This is a genomic window from Micromonospora sp. ANENR4 (genome assembly GCF_015354395.1).
Taxonomy (GTDB): Bacteria; Actinomycetota; Actinomycetes; order Mycobacteriales; family Micromonosporaceae; genus Micromonospora; species Micromonospora aurantiaca.
On sequence record NZ_JADKYQ010000001.1, the window covers coordinates 405,666 to 426,712 of the forward strand.

At 72.5% G+C, this 21,047-nt stretch carries 23 protein-coding genes; 12 read left to right on the top strand and 11 right to left on the bottom strand.

Features of this window, described 5'->3' with window-relative positions; translation table 11 throughout:
- Positions 1-41 precede the first annotated feature (41 nt).
- Positions 42-209, bottom strand: coding sequence for a DUF3117 domain-containing protein (locus IRY44_RS01950; protein ID WP_013283866.1), 168 nt, complete (start codon positions 207-209; stop codon positions 42-44).
- A 190-nt stretch (positions 210-399) separates the two neighbouring features.
- Here IRY44_RS01950 and IRY44_RS01955 point away from each other — a divergent pair, with 190 nt between their 5' ends.
- Positions 400-1,218, top strand: coding sequence for a PaaX family transcriptional regulator C-terminal domain-containing protein (locus IRY44_RS01955; protein WP_018788949.1), 819 nt, complete (start codon positions 400-402; stop codon positions 1,216-1,218).
- A gap of 3 nt (positions 1,219-1,221) precedes the next feature.
- On the top strand, positions 1,222-2,013 hold the full coding sequence (locus tag IRY44_RS01960; RefSeq protein WP_194798738.1) for an enoyl-CoA hydratase/isomerase family protein: 792 nt from the start codon (positions 1,222-1,224) through the stop codon (positions 2,011-2,013).
- 28 nt (positions 2,014-2,041) lie between these two features.
- Here the strand turns inward: IRY44_RS01960 and IRY44_RS01965 are convergent, their stop codons facing one another.
- The 5 genes from IRY44_RS01965 to IRY44_RS01985 all read right to left on the bottom strand — a co-directional run bounded on the left by IRY44_RS01965 (position 2,042) and on the right by IRY44_RS01985 (position 5,295).
- Positions 2,042-2,794 (bottom strand): SDR family NAD(P)-dependent oxidoreductase, encoded by a 753-nt coding sequence (locus IRY44_RS01965; protein ID WP_194798739.1) that lies wholly within the window; start codon positions 2,792-2,794, stop codon positions 2,042-2,044.
- A 66-nt stretch (positions 2,795-2,860) separates the two neighbouring features.
- Positions 2,861-3,484: a hypothetical protein gene (locus tag IRY44_RS01970; protein ID WP_194798740.1), complete on the bottom strand. Its 624-nt coding sequence runs from the start codon at positions 3,482-3,484 to the stop codon at positions 2,861-2,863.
- Between the two features lie 36 nt (positions 3,485-3,520).
- Positions 3,521-4,105: a DNA-3-methyladenine glycosylase I gene (locus IRY44_RS01975; protein ID WP_194798741.1), complete on the bottom strand. Its 585-nt coding sequence runs from the start codon at positions 4,103-4,105 to the stop codon at positions 3,521-3,523.
- Positions 4,106-4,156: 51 nt separating this feature from the next.
- Entirely contained in the window at positions 4,157-4,657 is a 501-nt protein-coding gene (locus tag IRY44_RS01980) for an SRPBCC family protein (protein ID WP_194798742.1), read from the bottom strand.
- Positions 4,654-5,295, bottom strand: coding sequence for a DivIVA domain-containing protein (locus tag IRY44_RS01985; RefSeq protein WP_194798743.1), 642 nt, complete (start codon positions 5,293-5,295; stop codon positions 4,654-4,656). The genes IRY44_RS01980 and IRY44_RS01985 overlap by 4 nt, the downstream gene beginning before the upstream one ends.
- Positions 5,296-5,447: 152 nt before the next feature.
- On the opposite strand from IRY44_RS01985, the gene folP reads away from it, so the two are divergent.
- Entirely contained in the window at positions 5,448-6,317 is an 870-nt protein-coding gene (folP, locus tag IRY44_RS01990; RefSeq protein WP_194798744.1) for a dihydropteroate synthase, read from the top strand.
- 17 nt (positions 6,318-6,334) lie between these two features.
- Here folP and IRY44_RS01995 read toward each other — a convergent pair whose 3' ends face one another.
- Positions 6,335-6,712 carry an NADH-quinone oxidoreductase subunit A gene (locus tag IRY44_RS01995; protein ID WP_030273665.1) on the bottom strand — a complete coding sequence of 126 codons (378 nt, stop codon included), beginning with the start codon at positions 6,710-6,712 and terminating at the stop codon, positions 6,335-6,337.
- A 125-nt stretch (positions 6,713-6,837) separates the two neighbouring features.
- On the opposite strand from IRY44_RS01995, the gene IRY44_RS02000 reads away from it, so the two are divergent.
- The 3 genes from IRY44_RS02000 (at position 6,838) to IRY44_RS02010 (ending at position 11,321) form a co-directional block, all read left to right on the top strand.
- Positions 6,838-8,250, top strand: a complete 1,413-nt coding sequence (locus IRY44_RS02000; protein ID WP_194798745.1) for a hypothetical protein — start codon at positions 6,838-6,840, stop codon at positions 8,248-8,250.
- A gap of 196 nt (positions 8,251-8,446) precedes the next feature.
- Positions 8,447-10,294 carry a 2-oxoacid:acceptor oxidoreductase subunit alpha gene (locus IRY44_RS02005; RefSeq protein ID WP_194798746.1) on the top strand — a complete coding sequence of 616 codons (1,848 nt, stop codon included), beginning with the start codon at positions 8,447-8,449 and terminating at the stop codon, positions 10,292-10,294.
- Entirely contained in the window at positions 10,287-11,321 is a 1,035-nt protein-coding gene (locus tag IRY44_RS02010) for a 2-oxoacid:ferredoxin oxidoreductase subunit beta (RefSeq protein ID WP_194798747.1), read from the top strand. The genes IRY44_RS02005 and IRY44_RS02010 overlap by 8 nt, the downstream gene beginning before the upstream one ends.
- Positions 11,322-11,401: 80 nt before the next feature.
- Here the strand turns inward: IRY44_RS02010 and IRY44_RS02015 are convergent, their stop codons facing one another.
- Positions 11,402-12,049, bottom strand: coding sequence for an FMN-dependent NADH-azoreductase (locus tag IRY44_RS02015; RefSeq protein WP_194798748.1), 648 nt, complete (start codon positions 12,047-12,049; stop codon positions 11,402-11,404).
- A gap of 86 nt (positions 12,050-12,135) precedes the next feature.
- Between IRY44_RS02015 and IRY44_RS02020 the strand changes: the two genes are divergently transcribed.
- Positions 12,136-12,618 carry a MarR family winged helix-turn-helix transcriptional regulator gene (locus IRY44_RS02020; protein ID WP_174361689.1) on the top strand — a complete coding sequence of 161 codons (483 nt, stop codon included), beginning with the start codon at positions 12,136-12,138 and terminating at the stop codon, positions 12,616-12,618.
- A 25-nt stretch (positions 12,619-12,643) separates the two neighbouring features.
- Here IRY44_RS02020 and IRY44_RS02025 read toward each other — a convergent pair whose 3' ends face one another.
- Positions 12,644-13,657: a TrkA family potassium uptake protein gene (locus IRY44_RS02025; RefSeq protein WP_194798749.1), complete on the bottom strand. Its 1,014-nt coding sequence runs from the start codon at positions 13,655-13,657 to the stop codon at positions 12,644-12,646.
- Between the two features lie 174 nt (positions 13,658-13,831).
- Here IRY44_RS02025 and IRY44_RS02030 point away from each other — a divergent pair, with 174 nt between their 5' ends.
- The 3 genes from IRY44_RS02030 to IRY44_RS02040 all read left to right on the top strand — a co-directional run bounded on the left by IRY44_RS02030 (position 13,832) and on the right by IRY44_RS02040 (position 16,495).
- Positions 13,832-15,031, top strand: coding sequence for a hypothetical protein (locus IRY44_RS02030; protein WP_194798750.1), 1,200 nt, complete (start codon positions 13,832-13,834; stop codon positions 15,029-15,031).
- 105 nt (positions 15,032-15,136) lie between these two features.
- Positions 15,137-15,778 (top strand): helix-turn-helix domain-containing protein, encoded by a 642-nt coding sequence (locus IRY44_RS02035; RefSeq protein WP_194798751.1) that lies wholly within the window; start codon positions 15,137-15,139, stop codon positions 15,776-15,778.
- Between the two features lie 126 nt (positions 15,779-15,904).
- Positions 15,905-16,495 (top strand): ATP-dependent Clp protease proteolytic subunit, encoded by a 591-nt coding sequence (locus tag IRY44_RS02040; protein WP_194798752.1) that lies wholly within the window; start codon positions 15,905-15,907, stop codon positions 16,493-16,495.
- Between the two features lie 50 nt (positions 16,496-16,545).
- Here IRY44_RS02040 and IRY44_RS02045 read toward each other — a convergent pair whose 3' ends face one another.
- Together IRY44_RS02045 and IRY44_RS02050 are read right to left on the bottom strand one after the other, a co-directional pair.
- Positions 16,546-18,333: an adenylyl cyclase gene (locus tag IRY44_RS02045; protein ID WP_194798753.1), complete on the bottom strand. Its 1,788-nt coding sequence runs from the start codon at positions 18,331-18,333 to the stop codon at positions 16,546-16,548.
- A gap of 120 nt (positions 18,334-18,453) precedes the next feature.
- Entirely contained in the window at positions 18,454-19,230 is a 777-nt protein-coding gene (locus IRY44_RS02050) for an HAD-IIB family hydrolase (protein ID WP_194798754.1), read from the bottom strand.
- Positions 19,231-19,461: 231 nt separating this feature from the next.
- On the opposite strand from IRY44_RS02050, the gene IRY44_RS02055 reads away from it, so the two are divergent.
- Entirely contained in the window at positions 19,462-20,532 is a 1,071-nt protein-coding gene (locus tag IRY44_RS02055; protein ID WP_194798755.1) for a family 43 glycosylhydrolase, read from the top strand.
- Positions 20,533-20,820: 288 nt separating this feature from the next.
- Positions 20,821-20,994 carry a hypothetical protein gene (locus IRY44_RS02060; RefSeq protein ID WP_013283846.1) on the top strand — a complete coding sequence of 58 codons (174 nt, stop codon included), beginning with the start codon at positions 20,821-20,823 and terminating at the stop codon, positions 20,992-20,994.
- Positions 20,995-21,047 lie beyond the last annotated feature (53 nt).

A 21,047-nucleotide genomic window follows, 5' to 3' on the forward strand; every position in this document is an offset into this window, starting at 1 on the left:
AACCGCCCGCACGGCGGACGCCGTGCGGGACACTCCTCGAATCAGCCCGCGGCCGCCTTCAGCGCGTCACCGAGCGCGGTGGCCTCGTCGGGAGTCATCTCGACGACGAGCCGGCCACCACCCTCCAGCGGGACTCGCATGACGATGCCCCGGCCCTCCTTGGTGACTTCCAGCGGACCGTCGCCCGTCCGCGGCTTCATCGCCGCCATGTTGTCTCCCCTCAGACCTACACCAGGGTCGGTGAGTTGCCCCACAGCCACTTCGCCATCGCCATCCGCAACCATCGCGGAAGGCTCGACCAACGATTTTCCCTGATGAACACCGCCGGACCCAAACCGAAGCAGCATTGATGTAACAGCATCTAGCTTATCTTGGATAGGCCTGTCACAATGTGCGGTCATGCAGGCACGGTCGGCACTCTTCGACCTGTACGGCGACCACCTCCGGGCCCGGGGTGGCCGCGCACCGGTCGCCGCCCTGGTCAAGCTGCTCGCCCCGCTGGGGATCGCCCCACCGGCGGTACGCACCGCGGTCTCCCGGATGGTCCGCCAGGGCTGGCTGGAACCGCTCCGGCTCGCGTCCGGACCGGGATATTCGATCACCCCGAAAGCGGCTCGTCGACTCGACGAGGCGGCGTCCCGGATCTACCGGACCGGACGGCACAGCTGGGACGGGCGGTTCGATCTCCTGGTGCTCACCGCGCCCTCCTCCCGCCGGGACCGGCAGCGGCTCGCCGCGAACCTCGCCTTCCTCGGGTACGGCACGCTCGACGACTGCACCTGGGTGGCCACCCGTCCGGGTGAGGACGTCGACCTGCTGCTCGACGAGGCGGGCGTGCGCTACGAGCGGTTCACCGCCGCGCACGCGGCCGGCACACCGGGCGCGATGGGCGTGGTCCGCCGCGCGTGGGACCTGGCCGAGATCGGGCGGGCGTACGAGCGCTTCGTGGCCGAGCAGAAGCCGCTGCTCTCCGGCGTCACGGTGCGCAGCAGCGACGAGGACGCGTACGCGGCCCGGTTCCGGCTCGTGCACGCGTGGCGTACGTTCCTGTTCCGGGATCCGCAACTGCCCCCGGCACTGCTGCCCGAGCGCTGGCCGGGCACCAGCGCGGCCAGTTTCTTCGACCGGCACGCGGCCCGGCTCCGGCCGGCCGCCGACCGGTACGTCGAGCAGTGCCTCGACGCCGGCAACCGCCTCGCCCGACAGAAGGGTCGTTAGAACGTGACCGAGCCGCTGCTCGTCGACCGCACCGACGCCGTCGTCACCCTGACGCTGAACCGCCCCACGGCGATGAACTCGCTCGACGTGGCGCTCAAGGAGGCGCTCCGGGACACGCTGGCCGAGCTGGAGACCGACAGATCCTGCCGGGCGGTCGTGCTCGCCGGCGCGGGCGGCTCGTTCAGCGCCGGGCAGGACCTGCGCGAGCACGTGCGGACGCTGGAGACCTCGGACGCCGACCCGCTGGCCACGGTCCGGGCGCACTACAACCCGATCGCCGCCCGGCTGGCCAACCTGCCCAAGCCGGTCGTCGCCGCGGTACGCGGGATGGCCGCCGGGGCCGGCGCCTCGCTGGCGTTCCTGGCCGACTTCCGCATCGGCGGCCCGAAGACCCGGTTCCTGATGGCGTTCGCCGGCGTGGGCCTCGCGGCCGACACCGGCGCCTCCTGGACGCTGCCCCGGCTGGTCGGTCACGCCAAGGCCGTCGAGTTGCTGATGCTCGCCGAGCCGGTCGGCGCCGACGACGCCTGCCGGCTCGGCCTGCTGACCAGGCTGGTGGACGACGACGAGCAGGTGCTCCCGACCGCGCAGGAACTGGCCGCCCGGCTCGCCGCCGGCCCGACCGTCGCGTACGGGGCGATCAAGCGCCAGCTCTCCATCGCCGACGCGGGCACGCTCGCCGACGCGCTGGCCGCCGAGGCACAGGCGCAGGCGATCTGCGGCGCCACCGCGGACCACCGGGCCGCCACGGCAGCGTTCGTCGCCAAGCAGAAGCCGGTCTTCGAGGGGCGCTGACCGCACCGGGAACGCGTCGCGCACCCGCTCAGCGGGCCACGTAGCCGCCGTCGATCGGGATGGTGTGCCCGGTGACCCAGGCCGCGTCGTCGGAGGCGAGGAACAGGACCACGCCCGCCACGTCGTCAGCGGTGGGGATGCCGGGCTTCGGGTTGAACGACTCCATCTGCCGGCGCATCTGCTCCGGGTCCGGCGCGTTCTCGATGAAGTGCTCCACGAGCGGCGTCATCACCACGGTCGGGGCGACCGCGTTGACGCGAATCCCCCGGGCGGCGTACTCGACCGCCGCGGAACGGGTCAGCCCGACGATGCCGGCCTTGGTGAACGTGTACGGCGAGATGTTGTCCTGCGCGGTCAGCCCGGCAGTCGACGAGGTGTTGACGATCGCGCCGCCGCCGGTACGCAGCATCGCGTCGATGGCGTACCGCAACACGTAGAACACCCCGTCGCCGTTGATCCGGCGGACCTTCTCCCAGTTCGCCAGGTCCATCTCGTGCAGCGCCTGCTGCTGCCCGTCGATGCCGGCGTTGTTGAAGACGACGTCGAGCCGGCCGTACCGGCCGACCGCCTCGGCGATGCCGCGCTCGACCGAGGTGGCGTCGCCGGTGTCCACGGTCACCGCGAGCGCGTCCGGCAGGCTCGCCGCCACCCGCTCGGCGCCCTCGGTGTTGATGTCGGCGATCACCAGCTTGGCGCCCTCGGCGGCGAACCGGCGTGCCGTCGCCTCGCCCAGGCCGGACGCCCCACCGGTCACCAGCACGACCTTGTCCCGGAACCGCATGGCACCCCCTCCACCACGCCGGCCGGCGCCGGCCCCTTCCCGGACGCTACCGCCCGTGACGGGGGGTCAGTCGTCCTCTTCCGGATCCTGGTTGGCCTCGACGCCCAGCACGAACGCCTGCATGGCCAGCTCGTCGCCGTACGGCGAGACGAACGCCGGCAGCTCCCGCGGGCCCAGCTCCTGCACGTAGGACCAGAAGATCCGGACCGCCTCGGCGCGCGACGCGGCCTCGATCGGCAGGTCCAGGCTGACCAGCCAGCTGCTGCGGGCGGGCGGCGGGCCGAGCCGGTCGGCCAGCGACCGCCAGCGGGCCGGGTCGAGCGCCACGACCGGGCCGTCCGGCGCCGGGCCGTCGACCGGCACCGGCTCGTCGAGCACCCGCCGGGTGTACGTGACCACGAGCGGCCCGGCCACCGCGTCGGACTGCGGATCGTCCGGGTCCTCGGCGGTCTCGGACGACGCGGGCGCGACCCGGCCGAGCGCGACCAGCCGCAGCGGCTCATCGACCAGCACCGCCACCCGGTCGCCGGGCCGGGGGCGGGCCGCCTCGGACAGCCCGGTCAGCTCCAGCAGGTCGTGGTGCACCAGCCGCTCGGCCTCGAATCGCTCGGCGGGCAGCAGCACCGCCCAGGCGCCGGTAGTGGTCGCACCGTCTGTCGTCCCGCTCGTACGCGGCTCGGTGTCGGTCATGCCCCAATCCCATCACGCCGGAGGTGGCGCGCTCCGTCACACCCCGGCCCGGTCACCGCTCACGTGGCACTCGGCCAGGTGGTCGTCGACCATGCCGGTGGCCTGCATCAGCGCGTAGGCAGTCGTGGGGCCGACGAACCGGAAGCCCCGCTTCTTGAGCGCCTTGGCCATCGCGACGGACTCGGGGCTGGTGGCCGGCACCTCGGCGAAGGACCGGGGACGCGCGGCCCGAGGCGGGGGCGCGAACGACCAGAGCAGCGCGGACAGGCCCTCGGGCAGCTCCGACGCGGCCCGGGCGTTGGCGATCGCCGCCTCGATCTTGGCCCGGTTGCGAACGATTCCGGCGTCGGCCATCAGCCGGGTCACGTCGGTCTCGCCGTAGCGGGCCACCGAATCGATCCGGAAGCCGGCGAAGGCGTCCCGGAACGCCTGCCGTTTGCGCAGGATGGTCAGCCAGGACAGGCCGGACTGGAACGCCTCCAGCGTCAGCCGTTCGTAGAGCGCGTCGTCGCCGCGCAGCGGCCGGCCCCACTCCTCGTCGTGGTAGACGGCGTAGTCGGGGGTGCTCGCCCCCCACGCACAGCGCGGCAGCCCGTCCGCGCCGGTCACCAGGTCAGTCACGGCGTCCACGATAGGCCGGGCCACCGACAGCCCCGCCGCGCCGACCGCCGGTCAGGGCAGGCGGCCCTGCTCGACCAGCCGGGCGAACTTCTTCAGCGCCTGGGTCAGGCTGAACTTCGAGCCGGGCCAGAGCACCGGCCAGGCCACCCGGCCGGCCTTCCCGCCCGGCAGGTGGAACCACTCGTGCCAGACCACCTGCGTGCGGTCGCGGTCCATCGGGGTACAGCGCAGCACGCCGGGGCCGCGCAGCAGCTTGCCGCAGTGCACCACGCCGACCTCGTACGGCGCGTCGACCCGGACCACACGCATCTCGTCGCGGAGCACGGCCGGGCCGAGCGCGGTGACCGCCTCGACCAGGCTGCCCTCGCCACCGTCGCCCTCGACCACCCGGACCCGGGTCAGCGGGATCCAGTCCGACTGCCGCTCCCACGCGGTGAGCGCGGCGAACACCCGGTCGGCCGGCGCCTCGACGATCACCGTGGCGGTGACCTCGGCGGCACCCCGGCGGGACGCCTCGGTGAAGTCGTCGGCCGGTCTGCCGGCGCCGGTCACGCCGACTCCGAGCGGACCACCGAACCGCGCTCCCGGTCGTCGTCGGCCGGCCCGGCCGCGATCCCGTTCGCCGGGGAGACGGTGTCCTCGGTCGCCGCCGCTGCGGGGGCCTCCGCCACACCCGCCTCGGCCGGGGCGCGTCCCGGTTGCGCGTCGGCGTCGGTCCGGCCCGGCTGCCGGTCGGTGTCGGTACGGGCCGGCTGCTCCGGCGCGGACAGGTCGATCACCACCGGTTCGGGGGTGGACGGGCCGGGCGCCGGCTCGGTCTCGGGGCGGGTCGCGGCGGCCTCCTCGCGCGCCCGGCGCAGCGCGTCGGCGTCCTCGGTACGGCCGTCCCGCAAGGCCGCGTTCTCGGCCTCCAGGACGCCGATCAGCTCGGTCTTGTAGCCGATGTCGTACGCCGCCCGGCGCAGGGCCGCGTCGACCTGGCTCATCCGGTAGCCGCGCAGCGCCGTGTCGAAGCGGACGTCGGACACGTCCGACTCGTCGAGCGGACGGCTGCCGGGCAGGGGCACGGCCCGCCCGTCCGGCTCGGCCGGTGTGAGGCCCGGATCCTTGCCGGAGACCAGCACCGTCACCCCGAACACCACAGCCGCGACGGTCAGCGCGACGACCAAGAGGAGCAGAACCTCACCCATGCACAGATCGTGGCATGCGGGCCGGGATCGGGCGAGCCCTCCGGGACGTCCGGTCGGTAAATGCGTCCGGCGCACGGGACCGGCACGGGCGGCGCGGGCGGGACCGGATAGCGTCGGACCGGCCGGTGCGGTCCGGCGGCGAGGAGGCGGGCATGACCGGGGCGTTGCGGCTGGGCGGACGGACGTTCACCCCCGGTGAGCTGGTGGTGATGGCGATCGTCAACCGCACGCCGGACTCGTTCTTCGACCGGGGTGCCACCTTCGCCCAGGACAGCGCGCTGCGCGCGGTGGAACGCGCGGTGGACGAGGGCGCCGAGATCATCGACATCGGCGGGGTGAAGGCCGGGCCGGGCGACGAGGTGGACGTGGCCGAGGAGATCCGCCGGACGGTGGACACCATCGCGGCGGTCCGGTCCGCCTTCCCCGATGTGGTCATCTCCATCGACACCTGGCGTGCCGAGGTGGCCGTGGAGGCGGTAGCGGCCGGCGCGGACCTGCTCAACGACACCTGGTCGGGGGCGGACCCGGCGCTGGCCCGGGTCGCCGCGGCGACCGGCGCCGGGCTGGTCTGCTCGCACGCGGGCGGGCTCGCCCCGCGTACCCGGCCGCACCGGGCCGCCTTCGACGACGTGGTGGCCGACGTGGTCGGCACCGTCACCGGGCTGGCCGAACGCGCGGCCGGGCTGGGTGTGCGCCGGGACGGCATCCTGATCGACCCGGCGCACGACTTCGGCAAGAACACCCGGCACTCGCTGGAGATCACGCGGCGGTTGGCGGAGCTGACCGGCACCGGCTGGCCGCTTCTGGTGGCGTTGTCGAACAAGGACTTCATCGGCGAGACGCTCGACCTGCCGGTGCCCGAGCGGCTGGAGGGCACGCTCGCCGCCACGGCGGTCTCGGCCTGGCTCGGCGCCCGGGTGTTCCGCGCCCACCAGGTCCGCGAGACCCGCCGGGTGCTGGACATGGTGGCGTCGATCCGGGGCGACCGGCCGCCGGCGGCGACCCGGCGCGGGCTGGCCTGACCGGCCGGCCCGGCGCGTCAGGTCCAGCGCAGGACGCCGCGCCGCCAGGCGTAGAGGATGCCGAGCGCGACGATCGCCACGAAGACGCCCATCTCCACGACCGTGGTGGCGCCGAAGCCGGGCCGGTCGAAGACCAGCGCCCAGGGGAACAGGAACACCGCCTCGACCGCGAAGAGCACGTACAGATACGCGTAGACGTAGTAGCGGATCTGCATCTGGGCCCAGTCGCCGCCGACCGGGTCGAGACCGCACTCGTACGAGGCCCGCTTGCCCCACGGCTCGGCCGGCCGGCTCGGACGTAACACCCGGTTCGCCGAGAACGCCGTCACGAAGAAGAGCACGGCGGCGAGCAGCAGCAGACCGAGCGTGGCGTACGAGCCGAGATATCCGGTCACGACCGGAGCGTACCGGTCCCGTCCAGATGTCCCGGACACGTTACGAATTCGTTTCCTCGCAGGACTAGTGCTTGATGGCAAGTATCACCGAATAATGGGATCTCATTGATCGTCCCGGAGGACAGATGCCCCGCCCCCGCGTTGCGCCCGTTCGGCGGGTCGCGCTCCGCCGTACCCTCGCACTCCTGGCGTCAGCGCTCGTCGCGGCGCTGGTGGCGGTGGTGCCGGCCGGGGCCGTCGCTCACCCGGGACCGGCCGCCGCGCTCCGGGTGATCGAGCCCGTCGAGCCGGGCGGCGACCCCGGCGGCGAGCCGACCGAGCCCGCGCCCACCGGCGAGCCGACGGACACCGCGACGGCCCCGCCGCCCACCGAGCCACCGCCGCCTCCGACCACGCCTCCGGCGCCGGTCACCACCTCGCCGGCCCCGCCGCCGACGAGCGCTCCCGCCGAACCGGCGCCGACCACCGCCGCGCCGGCCACCACGGCACCGGCGCCCCCGCCGGTCGTGCCGCCGGTCAAGACCCCGCCGCCACCGCCGCCGCAGCCGGCCGGCGGGCCCCTGGGGGTACGCGTGACCACCGGCGACGTGGTCCTCCCGCCGGCCTACTGGAACGCCGACGCCACGGTGGCCACGCTGCTGGTGACGGTGGCCAACACGGGCGGACGGGCGGAGCGGATCAGCCTCGGCTACACGCTGCCGCCGGGGCTGACCGACGCGGGCACCCCGGGTTGCGAGCCGGCCGGCGACGGCAACCACCGCTGCGTCGGGTGGGACGCCGAGCCGGGTGCCCGGTTCAGCGCGACCATCCGGGTCCGGGTCGACGGCGACGCCTGGCGGACCATGCCGCTGGCCGGATCGATCCAGGTCACCGCCGTCGCACCCGGGGTGACCGGCGCGGCGTACGACGACGAGGGCTTCGCGGTGCTGTTCCCGCCCGGGCCGCCGGTACCCGGCATCTCGCTGCGCGCCGAGGAGGTGCTGTTCGACATCAGCGGCGCGCCCAGCACGCTCACCGTCCGGCTGGGCAACACCGGCAAGGTCGACGCCGCGGGCCGGATCGAGGTGCTCCTGCCCGAAGGGGTGACAGTGGCCGGCACCGAGAGCGGCTGCGCCCCGGTGTCGGCCGACCGGACCCGCTGCGAGCTGGGCGCACTGGCGGCCGGGCGGACCGCCACCGTACGCCTGACGTTGGCCGCCTCGGCGGAGGCGCAGCGGCGGGCGCCGCTGTCCGGCGCGGTGATCGGCCGGCTGGATCCGCGTAGCGGGCGGGACCGGCAGGTGCAGATGAGCTTCCGGATCAGCGCCGCGGCGGCGGACGCCGTCCCGCCCGGCGGGGCGCCGGCTCCGACCGGTTCGCAGGGCGTGCTCGTCGCCGCCGGCGAACGGGACCGCGACGACACCTCGGTCCGGGGGACCGCCGTCGCGCTCATCGCCGTGTCCGGTCTCCTGGTCGTGCTCGCGCTGACGCTGGCGACCCGTTCGCTGCGCCGCCGCAGCGACATCACCGTGCCGGAGCGTCCGATCACCGACCGGTGATCATGGATATGTGGTGATCTGGGTTACGGGTCCAGGTACTAAACGCTGCAAAGCAGGGCATACAGCGGCCCGATCCAGTCCCATACGTCGGACCTCGACCAAGGTGGCCCTAACGTGGCGACGTAGGCTCTGACGTGAGAATCGGAGCGGGCCGGGCCGGCGAGGGCGACGGCGCTCAGTTAAGCGAGGTGCGGGTGTGACCAAGCAGATCCGTCAGCTGGACCGGGTGGTCATCCGGTTCGCCGGTGACTCCGGCGACGGCATGCAGCTCACCGGCGACCGGTTCACCTCGGAGACGGCGCAACTGGGCAACGACATCTCCACGTTGCCCAACTTCCCCGCCGAGATCCGCGCTCCCGCCGGGACCCTGCCCGGCGTGTCGAGCTTCCAGGTGCACTTCGCCGACTACGACATCCTGACCCCGGGTGACGCGCCGAACGTCCTGGTGGCGATGAACCCGGCCGCGCTGAAGGCCAACCTGGCCGACCTGCCGCGCGGGGCGGACATCATCGTCAACACCGACGAGTTCACCCGGCGCAACCTGGCCAAGGTGGGCTACGCGGCCAGCCCGCTCGACGACGACTCGCTCGCCGGGTACGCGGTGCACCCGGTGGCGCTCACCTCGATGACGATCGGCGCGCTGGCCGAACTCGACGTGTCCAAGAAGGACGCCGAGCGGGCCAAGAACATGTTCGCGCTCGGGCTGCTGAGCTGGATGTACTCCCGCCCGTACGAGTCCACGCTGCGCTTCCTGGAGCGCAAGTTCGCGGCCCGCCCCGAGCTGGTGGCGGCGAACGTGGCAGCGTTCCGGGCCGGCTGGAACTTCGGCGAGACCACCGAGGACTTCTCCGTCCGGTACGAGGTCAAGCCGGCCAAGATGCTGCCGGGCACCTACCGGAACATCACCGGCAACGCGGCGCTGTCGCTGGGCCTGGTAGCGGCAGGCGTGCGTTCCGGGCTGCCGGTGTTCCTCGGCGCGTACCCGATCACGCCGGCCTCGGACATCCTGCACGAGCTGAGCAAGCACAAGAAGTTCGGCGTGGTCACCATGCAGGCCGAGGACGAGATCGCCGCCGTCGGTGCGGCGCTCGGCGCCTCGTACGGCGGCGCTCTCGGCATCACCACCACCAGCGGCCCGGGCGTGGCGCTCAAGAGCGAGACGATCTCCCTGGCGGTGGCGCTGGAGCTGCCGCTGGTCATCGTCGACGTGCAGCGGGCCGGTCCCTCCACCGGCATGCCCACCAAGACCGAGCAGGCCGACCTGAACATGGCCCTGTACGGCCGGCACGGCGAGGCGCCCGTCGCCGTGATCGCGCCGAAGTCGCCGTCGGACTGCTTCCACGCGGCGCTGGAGGCGGCCCGGATCGCGCTGACCTATCGCACCCCGGTGATCCTGCTGTCGGACAACTACGTCGCCAACGGCTCCGAGCCGTGGCTGCTGCCCGACGTCGAGTCGCTGCCCGACCTGCGGGTCGAGTTCGCCACCGAGCCCAACGGCGAGGACGGCACCACGTTCCTTCCTTACCTGCGGGATCCGCAGACGCTGGCCCGCCCGTGGGCGGTGCCCGGCACGGCCGGCCTGGAGCACCGGATCGGCGGTCTGGAGAAGGCCGACAAGACCGGCGACATCTCGTACGACCCGGCCAACCACGACTTCATGGTGCGGACCCGGGCGGCCCGGATCGAGACGATCCCGGTGCCGGACGTCGAGGTGGAGGATCCGGACGGCGACGCCCGCGTGCTGGTGCTGGGCTGGGGCTCGACGTACGGGCCGATCGGCGCGGCCTGCCGTGGCCTGCGTCAGCGCGGGCTCTCGGTGGCCCAGGCCCACCTGCGGCATCTGGCCCCGATGCCGGCCAACCTCGGCGAGGTGCTGAGCCGCTACGACAAGGTGGTCGTGCCGGAGATGAACCTCGGCCAGCTCGCCCACGTGATCCGGGCGAAGTACCTGGTCGACGCGATCGGCTACAACCAGGTCCGCGGCCTGCCGTTCACCGCCGCCGAGCTGGAGACGATGCTGGAAGAGGTCCTGAAGAATGTCTGAGCCCGTCGCCCTCAAGCTCACCGCCAAGGACTTCAAGTCCGACCAGGAGGTGCGCTGGTGCCCCGGTTGCGGCGACTACGCCATCCTGGCGGCCGTACAGGGCTTCATGCCGGAGCTGAACATCCCCCGGGAGAACATCGTCTTCGTCTCGGGCATCGGCTGCTCGTCGCGTTTCCCGTACTACATGAACACGTACGGCATGCACTCGATCCACGGCCGCGCCCCGGCGATCGCCACCGGCCTGTCGGTGTCCCGGCCGGACCTGTCGGTCTGGGTGGTCACCGGTGACGGCGACGCGCTCTCCATCGGCGGCAACCACCTGATCCACGCGCTGCGCCGCAACGTGAACCTCAAGATCCTGCTGTTCAACAACCGGATCTACGGGCTCACCAAGGGCCAGTACTCGCCCACGTCCGAGGTCGGCAAGATCACCAAGTCGACGCCGGTGGGCTCGGCGGACGCCCCGTTCAACCCGCTGTCGCTGGCGCTCGGCGCCGAGGCCACGTTCGTGGCCCGGACGATCGACTCGGACCGCAAGCACCTCCAGTCGGTGCTGCGGGCCGCCGCCCAGCACGAGGGTTCGGCGTTCGTGGAGATCTACCAGAACTGCAACATCTTCAACGACGGCGCGTTCGACCCGCTGAAGGAGCCGGCCACCCGGGACGACTTCCTGATCCGGCTGGAGCACGGCCAGCCGATCACGTTCGGCAAGGACGGGCAGTTCTGCGTCGTCCACCCGCCCGGTGGCTTCGGGCTGGAGGTCCGGGAGACCGCGAACACGCCTGCCGACCAGATCGTCGTGCACGACGCGGGCGTGGCCGACCCGGCGTACGCGTTCGCACTGTCCCGCCTGCCCGGCCTGGACCTGAGCAACACCCCGATCGGGGTGTTCCGGTCGGTCGGCCGCCCTTCCTACGACAGCGTGGTGCAGGAGCAGGTCGCGGCCGCCAAGGCCACCGTCGACAAGACCCCGGAGGAGCAGCTCGCCGCGTTGCTCGGCAGCGGCGACACCTGGACGATCCTCTGATCCGCCGCTGACCCGTCACACGCGAAGGGCGGGCCGTTCCCCCGCGGAACGGCCCGCCCTTCGCGTGTGTGTCGGCCCGGTCAGGCGGCCGCCGAGGCGGGCACCCACAGCTCGTCGACGGCCCGCTCGGCTGCGGCGAGGCTCTGCTCGAACAGCGGGATCAGCTCGGCCATCGCCGGGTTGACCGGGGCCAGGGTCAGCTCGGCGCAGATGAACCGCGGCTCCAGCCCGGTCAGGGAGAGGCCGTGCGGCAGCCACGGCTCGGCGTGGTCCCAGCCCTCCCGTGGGGTGCCCGGGCCGTACCCGCCACCGCGGCTGACCAGGACGACGAACTGGCGGTCGCCGAGCAGCCCGGCGTTCGTCACCGGGTCGTACGCGATGCCGGGGGCGATCAGGTGGTCGACCCAGGACTTCACGCTGCTGGGCGCGCCGTAGTTGTAGAGCGGGAGCCCGAGCAGGACGGTGTCGGCCTGCTTCACCTCGGCCACCACCTCCTCGGTCAGCCGCCAGGACGCCCGCTGCTCGGGCGTGTGCTGATCCGGCGGCACCATACGCGCGAGGCCGCTCGCCGTGTCGAGGTGCGGCAGCGGGTTTCGACCCAGGTCGCGGTAGGTGACCGTGCCGTCCGGGTGGGCGGCGCGCCACGCGGCGGCGGCGCGGGCGGTGAGCCGCCGGCTGATCGACCGCTCCCCGGTGATGCTGGAGTCGATGTGCAGTAGGTGTGCCATTGGTGATTCCTCCTCCGACGATCGTTCGTGTAGGACCAACTATTTATAGCAGGTCGATGTTCCCCGGGCCGCGTAAACTGGGTCACATGTCCGCCGCACCGGTCGAGGAGTCCGAGCGCCGCTCCGGGCCCCTGCTCGACCATCTGGCCCGGCGGATGCGGCTGCGCTCGGAGTCGGTGCTGGCCCCGCTGGGTCTGCGCCCCCGCCACCTGGTGGCGCTCACCGTGCTGCGCGACGCCGGCGGAATCAGCCAGCAGGCGCTCGCCGGCACGCTCCAGATCGACAGCACGAACGTGGTCGGGCTGCTCAACGACCTGGAGGCGGACGGCCTGGCCGAGCGCCGCCGCTCCCCGGAGGACCGTCGCCGGCACGAGGTACGCCTCACCGAGGCGGGCACGAAGCGGCTGCGCGAGGCCGAGTGCGCGCTCGCCGGAGCGGAGGAGGAGGTCCTCGGCGCGCTGGCACCGGGCGAACGGGACCTGCTCTACGACCTGCTGCGACGGGCCACCCAGGGCCGGTCGTCGACCTGCGGTGAAGTGATCGCGGAGGGTGGCCCGGGCGCCTGCTGACCGCGGGCGCTCAGCGGGGCGAGGGTCAGATCGCGGTGGTGGCCTGCGGCCGGTCGTCCCGGACGTGGACCAGCATGTCGCCGGTCTCGATCACCGCGCCGGCGCGGTCGTTCAGCGTGACCACCTTGCCCCGGCGGACCAGCGCGATGACCAGCGACTCCAGCTCACGCGGGGAGCGGCCCACCTCGTCGCGCTCGGCCGACCGCATCGCCAGCGCCATGCCCTGACCCGGAGTGAGCAGGTCCTCCACCACGTCGATCAGGGGCGGGGCCGAGGTGGACAGGCCGAGCAGCCGCCCGGCCGTGGCCGACGAGACGATCACGTGGTGCGCGCCGCTCTGCTTGAGCAGCGGCGCGTTCTCCGCCTCCCGGACCGCCGCGATGATGCGTACCTGACCGGCGGTGAGCTGCCGGACCGTGAGCGCCACCAGTACCGACGCGTCGTCGCTGTCCGTCGCGATGATGACCGACTTCGCGGTACGCACGTGCGCCTGTTCCAGCACCGACGAGCGGGTCGCCGAACCCTCGATCGTCACCAGCCCGTTGGAGGTGGCCTGCCGCAGCGCCGGCCCGCTCCGCTCGACCACCACGATCTTGGACTTGTCCGTGCCGTTCTCCAGCAGGGCGGAGACCGCGCTTCGACCCTTGGTGCCGTAGCCGCAGATGATGACGTGGTCCTTCACGGTTCTCCTCCACCGCGACAGGCGACGGCCGGTGCGGTACTGCTCGGTCAGGACTTCCAGGGTGGTGCCGACCAGGATGATCAGGAACAGCACCCGGGCGGGGGTGATGAACAGGACGTTCGCCAGCCGCGCCGACGAACTGACCGGCGTGATGTCGCCGTACCCGGTGGTGGAGAGCGAGACCACCACGTAGTAGAAGCAGTCGAGCAGGGTCAGGCCGCTCTCGTCCACGTCGCGGTAGCCGTCGCGGTCGAGCCAGACCACCGCCACGGTGGCGAAGACCAGGCCGAGGGCGGCGAGCAGGCGCAGACTCAGCGCGCTCAGCGGCCCCCGCCGTTGCGCGGGAAAATGGATCACCGTCGGTCCTGCTCCGCCACCTGCACGCCCTCAAGATAGCGGTTACGCCGCGAGCCGGCTGGCTGGGCCGGGCGCCCGCCCTCCTGGCCACCAGCGGTAAGGATTTCGTCACATCCATCGACGCGCCTGCGGGTGAGACTGATGACTCACCGATCGTGGCGAGGGGACGTCGGGATGCGTACACGCATGGCATTGACCGCGCTTGCGGTGGCAGTCGGGATGGTGGTCGCCGGAGCGCCGCCCGCAGTGGCGGACCGGCCCGGGGACGGCCCACCCGGGACGGCCCGGCCCACCCGGCCGAAGCCCACCGTCGTCCCGTCGCCGACCTTCTCCCCACGACCCACCGCCACACCGACGCCGACCGCCACACCGAGACCGACCACCTCCCCGACGCCGACCGTCTCGCCCACCGGTACGCCGACCGCCACCACGCCGGCGCCGATGCCGACGGCGAAGCGGACCGCCGTGGTGCTGCCGTCGCTGGACGGCCGGGGCAGCATCGCGTACGACGTCGACACGGCCGGGGTGGTGGTCGGAGCGGCGGAGGTGGCCGGCGGCTACTGGCACGCGGTGCGCTGGGTGGACGGGCGGATCGAGGACCTGGGGACGCTCGGCGGGCCGAACAGCCAGGCCCAGGCGATCGACAAGCGGGGACGCATCGTCGGCACCGCCCAAGCGGCCGACGGCAGCAGCCACGCCGTGGCCTGGGTGGACGGGAAGATCCAGGATCTCGGCCTGACCGGGGGCATCTTCTCCATCGCGTACGACACCGCGGGCGACCGGGTGGTCGGCGTCTACCACGTCACCGACAGCTTCTCCGGGCGGCGGGCGTTCGTCCGGACCGGGAACACCGAGATCACCATCGACGCCCCGCCTGGTGCGAGCGCGCTCGCGGTGAACGAGGCCGGCACCGTCGCGGGCACCTACGGCTACAAGGACTGGACCGATCCACCGTTCGTCAACCAGGCATTCGTCTGGCGCGACGGCGTCCTGCGATCGCTGGGCACGCTGGGCGGGCCCACGAGCGACGCGACCGGCATCAACGACCTCGGTCAGGTGGTCGGCACGAGCTGGACCGCGGACGGCCGGTTCGCCGCCTTCTTCTGGGACGGTACGACGATGCACCGGCTGGCCACCGCTTCGGCCTCCCCGACGGCGCAGGCCGTGAACGACTCGGGTCTGGTGATCGGCACCGACGGCACCGACGGCCGCGCGATGATCTGGCCCTCACCCACCGCGGCGTCCCAGCTGCTGCCCCTGCCGGACGGGGCGGGGAGCAGCGTCGCGATCAATGTCAACGACAGCGGCCTGATCGTCGGTCACGTGTCCTTCACCTCGCCGAGCTGGCAGCTCCGAGCGGTCGTCTGGCGTTGATCCGCACCTGCCCGGTCGGTACCACGGGGCCGACCGGGCAGGTGCCAGGCGTGTGGACGGGGCATGATGGGGACGTCCGGGACGCCCGACCGCGAGGAGGCCGGCATGTCGTTGCTGCGACGGGTGATCGGCGGGGTGCTCCGGCGCATCCGCCTGCGCCAGGGCCGCACGCTGCGCGAGGTGGCCCAGGCCGCCGGCGTCTCCCTGCCCTATCTCTCCGAGGTCGAACGTGGCCGCAAGGAGGCCTCCTCCGAGGTGCTCGCCGCGATCTGCCGCGCGCTCGGCATCCACCTCGCCGACCTGCTCGAAGAGGCCCGCGACGAGCTGCGCCGGGAGCGTCCGGCCCCGGTCGGCCCCGGGATCTCGGCGGCCCGCTTCGACCGGGTGCCGACCGCCCGCACCGGGCCGCAGCTGCGGGTCGGCCCGCCCCGGCTGTCCGTCAGCCGCCGTCCGGCCGTGTCGCCCCGGCAGCACGTGACCCGGCGGCCCGCCGTCTCGCTCCGGCCGCACGTCGCCCGCCGCCCGGTCACCGCCACGCCGCTGCTGGGCGGCGCGCTGCGGCCCTTCGGACTGGTGCCGGCGCCGCTCGGTGCACCCCTCGCCGCCGCCACGCCGATCGGGTTCGCCGGCGGCATCCGGATCTGGCCGGCTCCCTCCGCCCCGGCCGTCCGCCCCCGTCCGCGTACCTCCGTCACGCTGGCCCGGCGGCGGGCCCGCGCCGGCCGGCGGCGGCCGGTCGCTGCGTAGCTTCTGCCCAGGGCGAATCTGCCCCCGGCAGAAAGCCTGGGCCGCACGGGTGCGCCCGGCGGACGCTGGAGACCGCCGGGTTCCCGGGCGGTCCCCCGCCCACCGGCGGCACGGAGGTGGGCGGCGATGAGTGGCATCTGGATGCTCGACGAGGGGCAGCCGGCGTTCGGCGACCGGGTCTTCGAACGGCTGCTGAAGGAGCGGATCATCTTCCTCGGCACCGAGGTCACCGACGCGTCGGCCAACCAGATCTGCGCGCAGATCCTGCTCCTCGCGGCCGAGGACGCGGAGCGCGACATCTTCCTCTACATCAACTCGCCGGGCGGCTCGGTCAGCGCCGGCATGGCCGTCTACGACACCATGCGGTACGTCAAGAACGACGTGGCAACGCTGGCGCTCGGGATGGCCGGGTCGATGGGGCAGTTCCTGCTCTGCGCCGGTGCGGCGGGCAAGCGGTTCGCGCTGCCGCACTCGCGGATCATGATGCACCAGCCCTCCGGCGGGATGGGCGGCACCGCCGCGGACATCACCATCCAGGCCGAGAACATGCTGCACGTGAAGCGCACCATGCAGGAGCTGATCGCCCGGCACAGCGGGCGCACGCTGGAGGAGATCCAGCGCGACTGGGACCGCGACCGCTGGTTCACCGCCGAGCAGGCCCGCGAGTACGGCCTCGTCGACCAGGTGCTCACCCGCGTCGACCAGCTCGCGGCGTGAGCGGGCGCGGCCCGGCCGGTCCCGCACCGGCCGGGCCGCCCCTCGCCCGGTCAGGGGTAGCTGATCACCGTGCTGGTGCCGTACGAGCCGACGACCGGGGTGCCGACGTCGTTGATCGTGCGCTCGATGCCGCCGCTGCCGTCCAGGAACACGGTGATCGCGTCGTGGAACCGCACCCCGGCCCGGCGCGGCGCCTCGATCCCCCTGTCGCAGCGGATGTCCACGCCCTGGTTGAAGTACGAGTACACGCCCAGTCCCCACGCCTCGTGCGTGCGGACGTGGTCGGCCACCTTGTACGAGGCCCAGCCGTTGCCGGTCGGGCTGCGCCAGGCCGCCTGGCTCGGCGGGTCGTAGGGCAGCTCGCTCTGGTAGAACACGGTCCGGCCGCGCTCGCCGTTCCAGATCGTCTGCCAACGCTGGTAGTGCTCGACGAAGAGCCCGTACGCGGTCACGTCGTCGCCGTTGACGATCACGCCGGTGGCGGCGGTGTTGACGGTCCAGCCGATCGTGCCGGCCCGGCCGTGGTCGCCGCGCCAGGCCCAGATGTTGTCGATCAGCGTGTGCCGGCTGTGCACCACCAGGCTGGTCACCGCCCGCCCGGCGTACGGACCGCCGATGCGGAAGAAGACGTCCTGGAGCGAGATCGGGTTCGTGGCGTGCGACCGGTGGCAGTGCCGCGTACCGACCTCGACCAGCACCGGCGACTCGACCGGCCCGGCGTCCACGAGCACCCCGGCGATGCGGACCCCGTCCACGTCATCGATCCGCAGCGCCGCGTCCCCGCGGTCCGGCACCAGGCTCGGCATGCCGAGGCCGAGCACCACGGTGTCCGGGCGGCGTACCCGCAGGGCCCGATCCAGGTGGTAGACGCCGGGGGTGAGCAGCAGGTGCTTGCCTCGGGCCAGTTCGGCGTTGATGCGCTTGGCCGAGTCGGTGGGCCGGGCCAGGAAGAACGCGGACAGCGGCAGCGACGGCACCGGCGCGCCACCGGTGGCCCAGGTGGTGCCGGCGGTGTCGCGGCGCAGGCGCGGTACGGCGACCCGCCAGGCCCCACGGACGTCGACGAACAGGTACGGCTTCTCCCGGGTGACCGGGCTGGTCGGCAGCGTGGTGTACGGCGGGTCGGGGAAGCCCTGCGCGGGCGCGCCGATCACGCCGGAGAAGACCTGGTTCCACACGCCGTTCGTCCACTCGCCGCCGAGTTCGCTGTCCCGGGTGAGCCACTGCTGCTGGGAACCGTTGATGGTGATGCCGTCCACCTTGGAGTCGGCGATGTAGCCGCCGCTGGAGTAGCCGCCGTTGCCGGGCTCCAGCCACAGCACGCCCTTGACGTGCACCCGCCGCATCGGTGACGCCTGGGAGACGGCCCACTGGTTCGACCAGTCGGTCGGGGTGACAGCGAGGTTCTCCGCCGAGCGCCAGAAGTTGGTGAGCGCGGAGATGCCGGCGGGCGAGTTCGGGTCGGGCTGCCCGACCACCCGGACCGCGCCGTGGATCTCCACGTCGTCCGGGTGGGTGCCGAGACCGGCGACTGTCGTGTAGTAGCCGAGCCGGGCGTCCACCTCGTAGCGGCCGGGCTTGAACAGCACGGCGTACCTGTCGAAGCCCATCTCGTTGCGTTCCTGGGCGGTGAACAGCCGGTCCAGCGTGGACTGGATCTCCTCCACCGGTGTGCTCGGGTCGCACACGAAGACGTTCGGGCCGAAGTCGGGCTCGCGGGCGGGTCGCGCGGCCGGCGATGCGGCAGCGGCGCCGGCCGGGAGGCCGAGGGCGGTGAGCGAGGCCGCGGACGCGGTGAGTGTGAGGAAACGGCGGCGGGAGGGGTCGGGTGATCGCATCTGCCTGCCTGTTCGGTGATGGGACGGGAGAGCGCTCTCTCGGCTGTTCCTACCTCATCACCGTCGATACCGCCAGAGCCCGCCGGTTCCGGAACCGGCGGGCTCTGCTGCGGGCTGTGTTCAGGCGCGCTCGGCGCGCCGCTTCACCAGGTCGTCGACCAGCTTCTCGACGTAGTCGGCGGTCTCCTCCCAACGGGTGACCGCGACGCAGCGGATGCCCATCGCCTTGACCGGGTAGTCGTTGCCACCCACGTCCAGGCGGTCACCCACGAAGAGCACGTTGTCGATCTTCAGGTCCAGGTGCTCCAGCAGCTTCCGCATGCCGTACGCCTTGTCGACGCCCTTGCGGGTGACGTCGATCGACGTCGAGCCGCCGCCGCGCACCTCCAGGTCGGGCAGCTTCGCCGCGACCGCGTCCCGCAGACGCCGCTTCTTGTCGCCGTCCGGGTCCCAGCCGTACTTCTCAGCCGGCGGCGCGGACTGCCCCAGTGCGGAGAAGGTGATCTGACTGCCCCGGTCCTCGATGATGTCGCCCCAGGTCTTCGCCTCCCACAGGCCGAGCGCCTGCGCCGACTCGGTGAGCGCAGTGACCACACGGGCCTTGTCGGCCTCGGTCAGGTCCTCCGCGTAGACCTGCCGCCAGTCCCCGTCGGACCAGCGGTAGTAGCGGGTGCCGCAGGTCGGCATCAGGTGCAGCCGGTCGCGCTGCTCCTCGGTGAGGTCGAGGTGGGCGAGCACCTGCGACTGGAACTGCTCGAACCGGCCACCGGAGATGACCAGCACGTCCACCTCGGTGAGCAGGTGGCCGAGCAACTCCGCCATCCGACGATCGATCTGGGACTTGGAAATCGCCAGGGTGTCGTCGAGATCGAACGCCACCACTCGAAGATCGTTCACGAATACCTCATGTCGTCGCGGACAGGCCAGGACCTGCCAGGGTACCGACGGGTCCTGGCACCGGCCTGAGGGCCCGGCGGGTGACACGTCCCCTCGACGGAGCGTAACCCGGCGGGTCTCCGGGCGGCCCCGCTTCCCGCTCTCGGCCCACGTTGACGGGATCGTCGGCCGTCGATAGCGTTCGATGAAAATTACCATCATCGATGGGGGGCACCGGTGAGATTCCTTCGAATGCGCGGAGGGCTCGTCACCCTCGCCGCGACCGCCCTGGCAGCCACCACGGCGGCGATCGTGCCGGCCGCCGCCGCGCCCGCCGACGACATGTCCACGCTGGCGAGCTCGTCCACCTTCCCGCTGGCCGACCCGGACACCCTCCTGGCGAAGGACGGCTCGTACGTCACCTACGGCACCACGGTCGGCGCCGGGACCGGCGCGCGCTGCGGCGCGACCGGCAGGCTGTACGTACCGGTCCTCGTCCACGGCTCCGGCAACAGCGTCGGCATGGCCGACTGCGCGTCGCACGACGCCCTGCCGTCCGGCCCGGGCGCCTGGGCCGAGCCCGGCGGCGCGATCTGGGCACCGGGCGTCGCCCGCTTCGGCAGCCGGTTCTTCATGTTCTACACCGCCTCCCGCAAGGGCACGGGCCAGAAGTGCATCGGACGAGCGATCTCCGACAGCGCCCGCGGCCCGTTCCAGAACCAGGGCGAGTGGGCCTGCCCGGACGCCGGCCGGTGGGCACTCGACGCCAACCCCTTCGTGGCCGGCGGGAACCTGTACGTCACCTACCGGGACGACGCCATCGCCTCCGGAGCCGAGACCGGCATCTCCACCGTCCGCACCGACGGCGAGGGCCGCGCGATCTGGGACACCCGCCGGGACATGCTCAAGAGCACCGACATCACCTGGGACACCGCCAAGACCAGCGGCGGTACGCACGTGGTGGAGAACCCGTCGATGTGGAAGGCCGCCGACGGCGACTGGTACCTCATGTACTCGGGCAACAACTGGGACAGCGCCCGCTACGCCACGGGCATCGCCCGCTGTGGCGCCAGTCCCCTGCCCGGCTCCCGATGCACTCCCATCCGCGAAGGCGTGTCGCGGCCTTTCTTCGGCTACACCGGCAGCGCCGGACTCAACCCGATCAGCGGCCTGCCCGGCAACCACCAGGGCCCCGGCGGGATGGACGTCTTCGCCGCCGCCGACGGCAGCGAGCGCGTGGTGTGGCACTGGTGGAACGGCTCCACCCGCTTCCCGATGACCGGCGTCCTGACCCGCCCGTCGACCGGCTTCGTCGTGTCGTAGTCGGCGCGCCTGGTGACACGACTGCTCACCATGCGCTTCGACGTGGTCACGCTGGGTTGAACTGCTTCACGGAAAATTGCATTTGGCAAGAGATGGCACCGAAATTTTCTCGATGCGATGCATCTGCTTGTCAGGTACCCGACAGTGAATTGCCCACTCTTGTGCTAGCTGGCCGCCGGGAGGATGCTCGAACCGTCGAACGGCACTGCGTCGCCTCACACAGAGGGCGGCGCCCGGCTGCCACCGGACGCCGCATTCGACTCCACCGCTGCAACGGAAGGAGTCACGTTGACTGTAATCCCTCACGGGTCAGACTTCGAGACACCAGAGGACGAGGACGAAACCGTTGCCGAGCCGACCGACCGGCACCGGCTCATCCTGGCGTACATCAAGACGCTCAGTCCGATCATCGCCGCCGTCGTCGCCTGCATCGGGACACTGGTGGCAGCGCTGGTCCGCTGACCCGCCGGCCCCGCGCTCCGGCTCCGGCCGGACGCGGGGCCGTCCCGCGCTGA

What these genes read in the sequence shown, in the direction of transcription:
- IRY44_RS02030 (WP_194798750.1), top strand. Translation starts at nt 13,832, where the DNA reads ATGCGTACACGCATGGCATTGACCGCGCTTGCGGTGGCAGTCGGGATG.
- IRY44_RS01955 (WP_018788949.1), top strand. Translation starts at nt 400, where the DNA reads ATGCAGGCACGGTCGGCACTCTTCGACCTGTACGGCGACCACCTCCGG.
- IRY44_RS02040 (WP_194798752.1), top strand. Translation starts at nt 15,905, where the DNA reads ATGAGTGGCATCTGGATGCTCGACGAGGGGCAGCCGGCGTTCGGCGAC.
- IRY44_RS01970 (WP_194798740.1), bottom strand. Translation starts at nt 3,484, where the DNA reads ATGACCGACACCGAGCCGCGTACGAGCGGGACGACAGACGGTGCGACC.
- IRY44_RS02035 (WP_194798751.1), top strand. Translation starts at nt 15,137, where the DNA reads ATGTCGTTGCTGCGACGGGTGATCGGCGGGGTGCTCCGGCGCATCCGC.
- IRY44_RS02055 (WP_194798755.1), top strand. Translation starts at nt 19,462, where the DNA reads ATGCGCGGAGGGCTCGTCACCCTCGCCGCGACCGCCCTGGCAGCCACC.
- IRY44_RS02000 (WP_194798745.1), top strand. Translation starts at nt 6,838, where the DNA reads ATGCCCCGCCCCCGCGTTGCGCCCGTTCGGCGGGTCGCGCTCCGCCGT.
- IRY44_RS01985 (WP_194798743.1), bottom strand. Translation starts at nt 5,295, where the DNA reads ATGGGTGAGGTTCTGCTCCTCTTGGTCGTCGCGCTGACCGTCGCGGCT.
- IRY44_RS02015 (WP_194798748.1), bottom strand. Translation starts at nt 12,049, where the DNA reads ATGGCACACCTACTGCACATCGACTCCAGCATCACCGGGGAGCGGTCG.
- folP (WP_194798744.1), top strand. Translation starts at nt 5,448, where the DNA reads ATGACCGGGGCGTTGCGGCTGGGCGGACGGACGTTCACCCCCGGTGAG.
- IRY44_RS01965 (WP_194798739.1), bottom strand. Translation starts at nt 2,794, where the DNA reads ATGCGGTTCCGGGACAAGGTCGTGCTGGTGACCGGTGGGGCGTCCGGC.
- IRY44_RS01950 (WP_013283866.1), bottom strand. Translation starts at nt 209, where the DNA reads ATGGCGGCGATGAAGCCGCGGACGGGCGACGGTCCGCTGGAAGTCACC.
- IRY44_RS02010 (WP_194798747.1), top strand. Translation starts at nt 10,287, where the DNA reads ATGTCTGAGCCCGTCGCCCTCAAGCTCACCGCCAAGGACTTCAAGTCC.
- IRY44_RS02020 (WP_174361689.1), top strand. Translation starts at nt 12,136, where the DNA reads ATGTCCGCCGCACCGGTCGAGGAGTCCGAGCGCCGCTCCGGGCCCCTG.
- IRY44_RS02045 (WP_194798753.1), bottom strand. Translation starts at nt 18,333, where the DNA reads ATGCGATCACCCGACCCCTCCCGCCGCCGTTTCCTCACACTCACCGCG.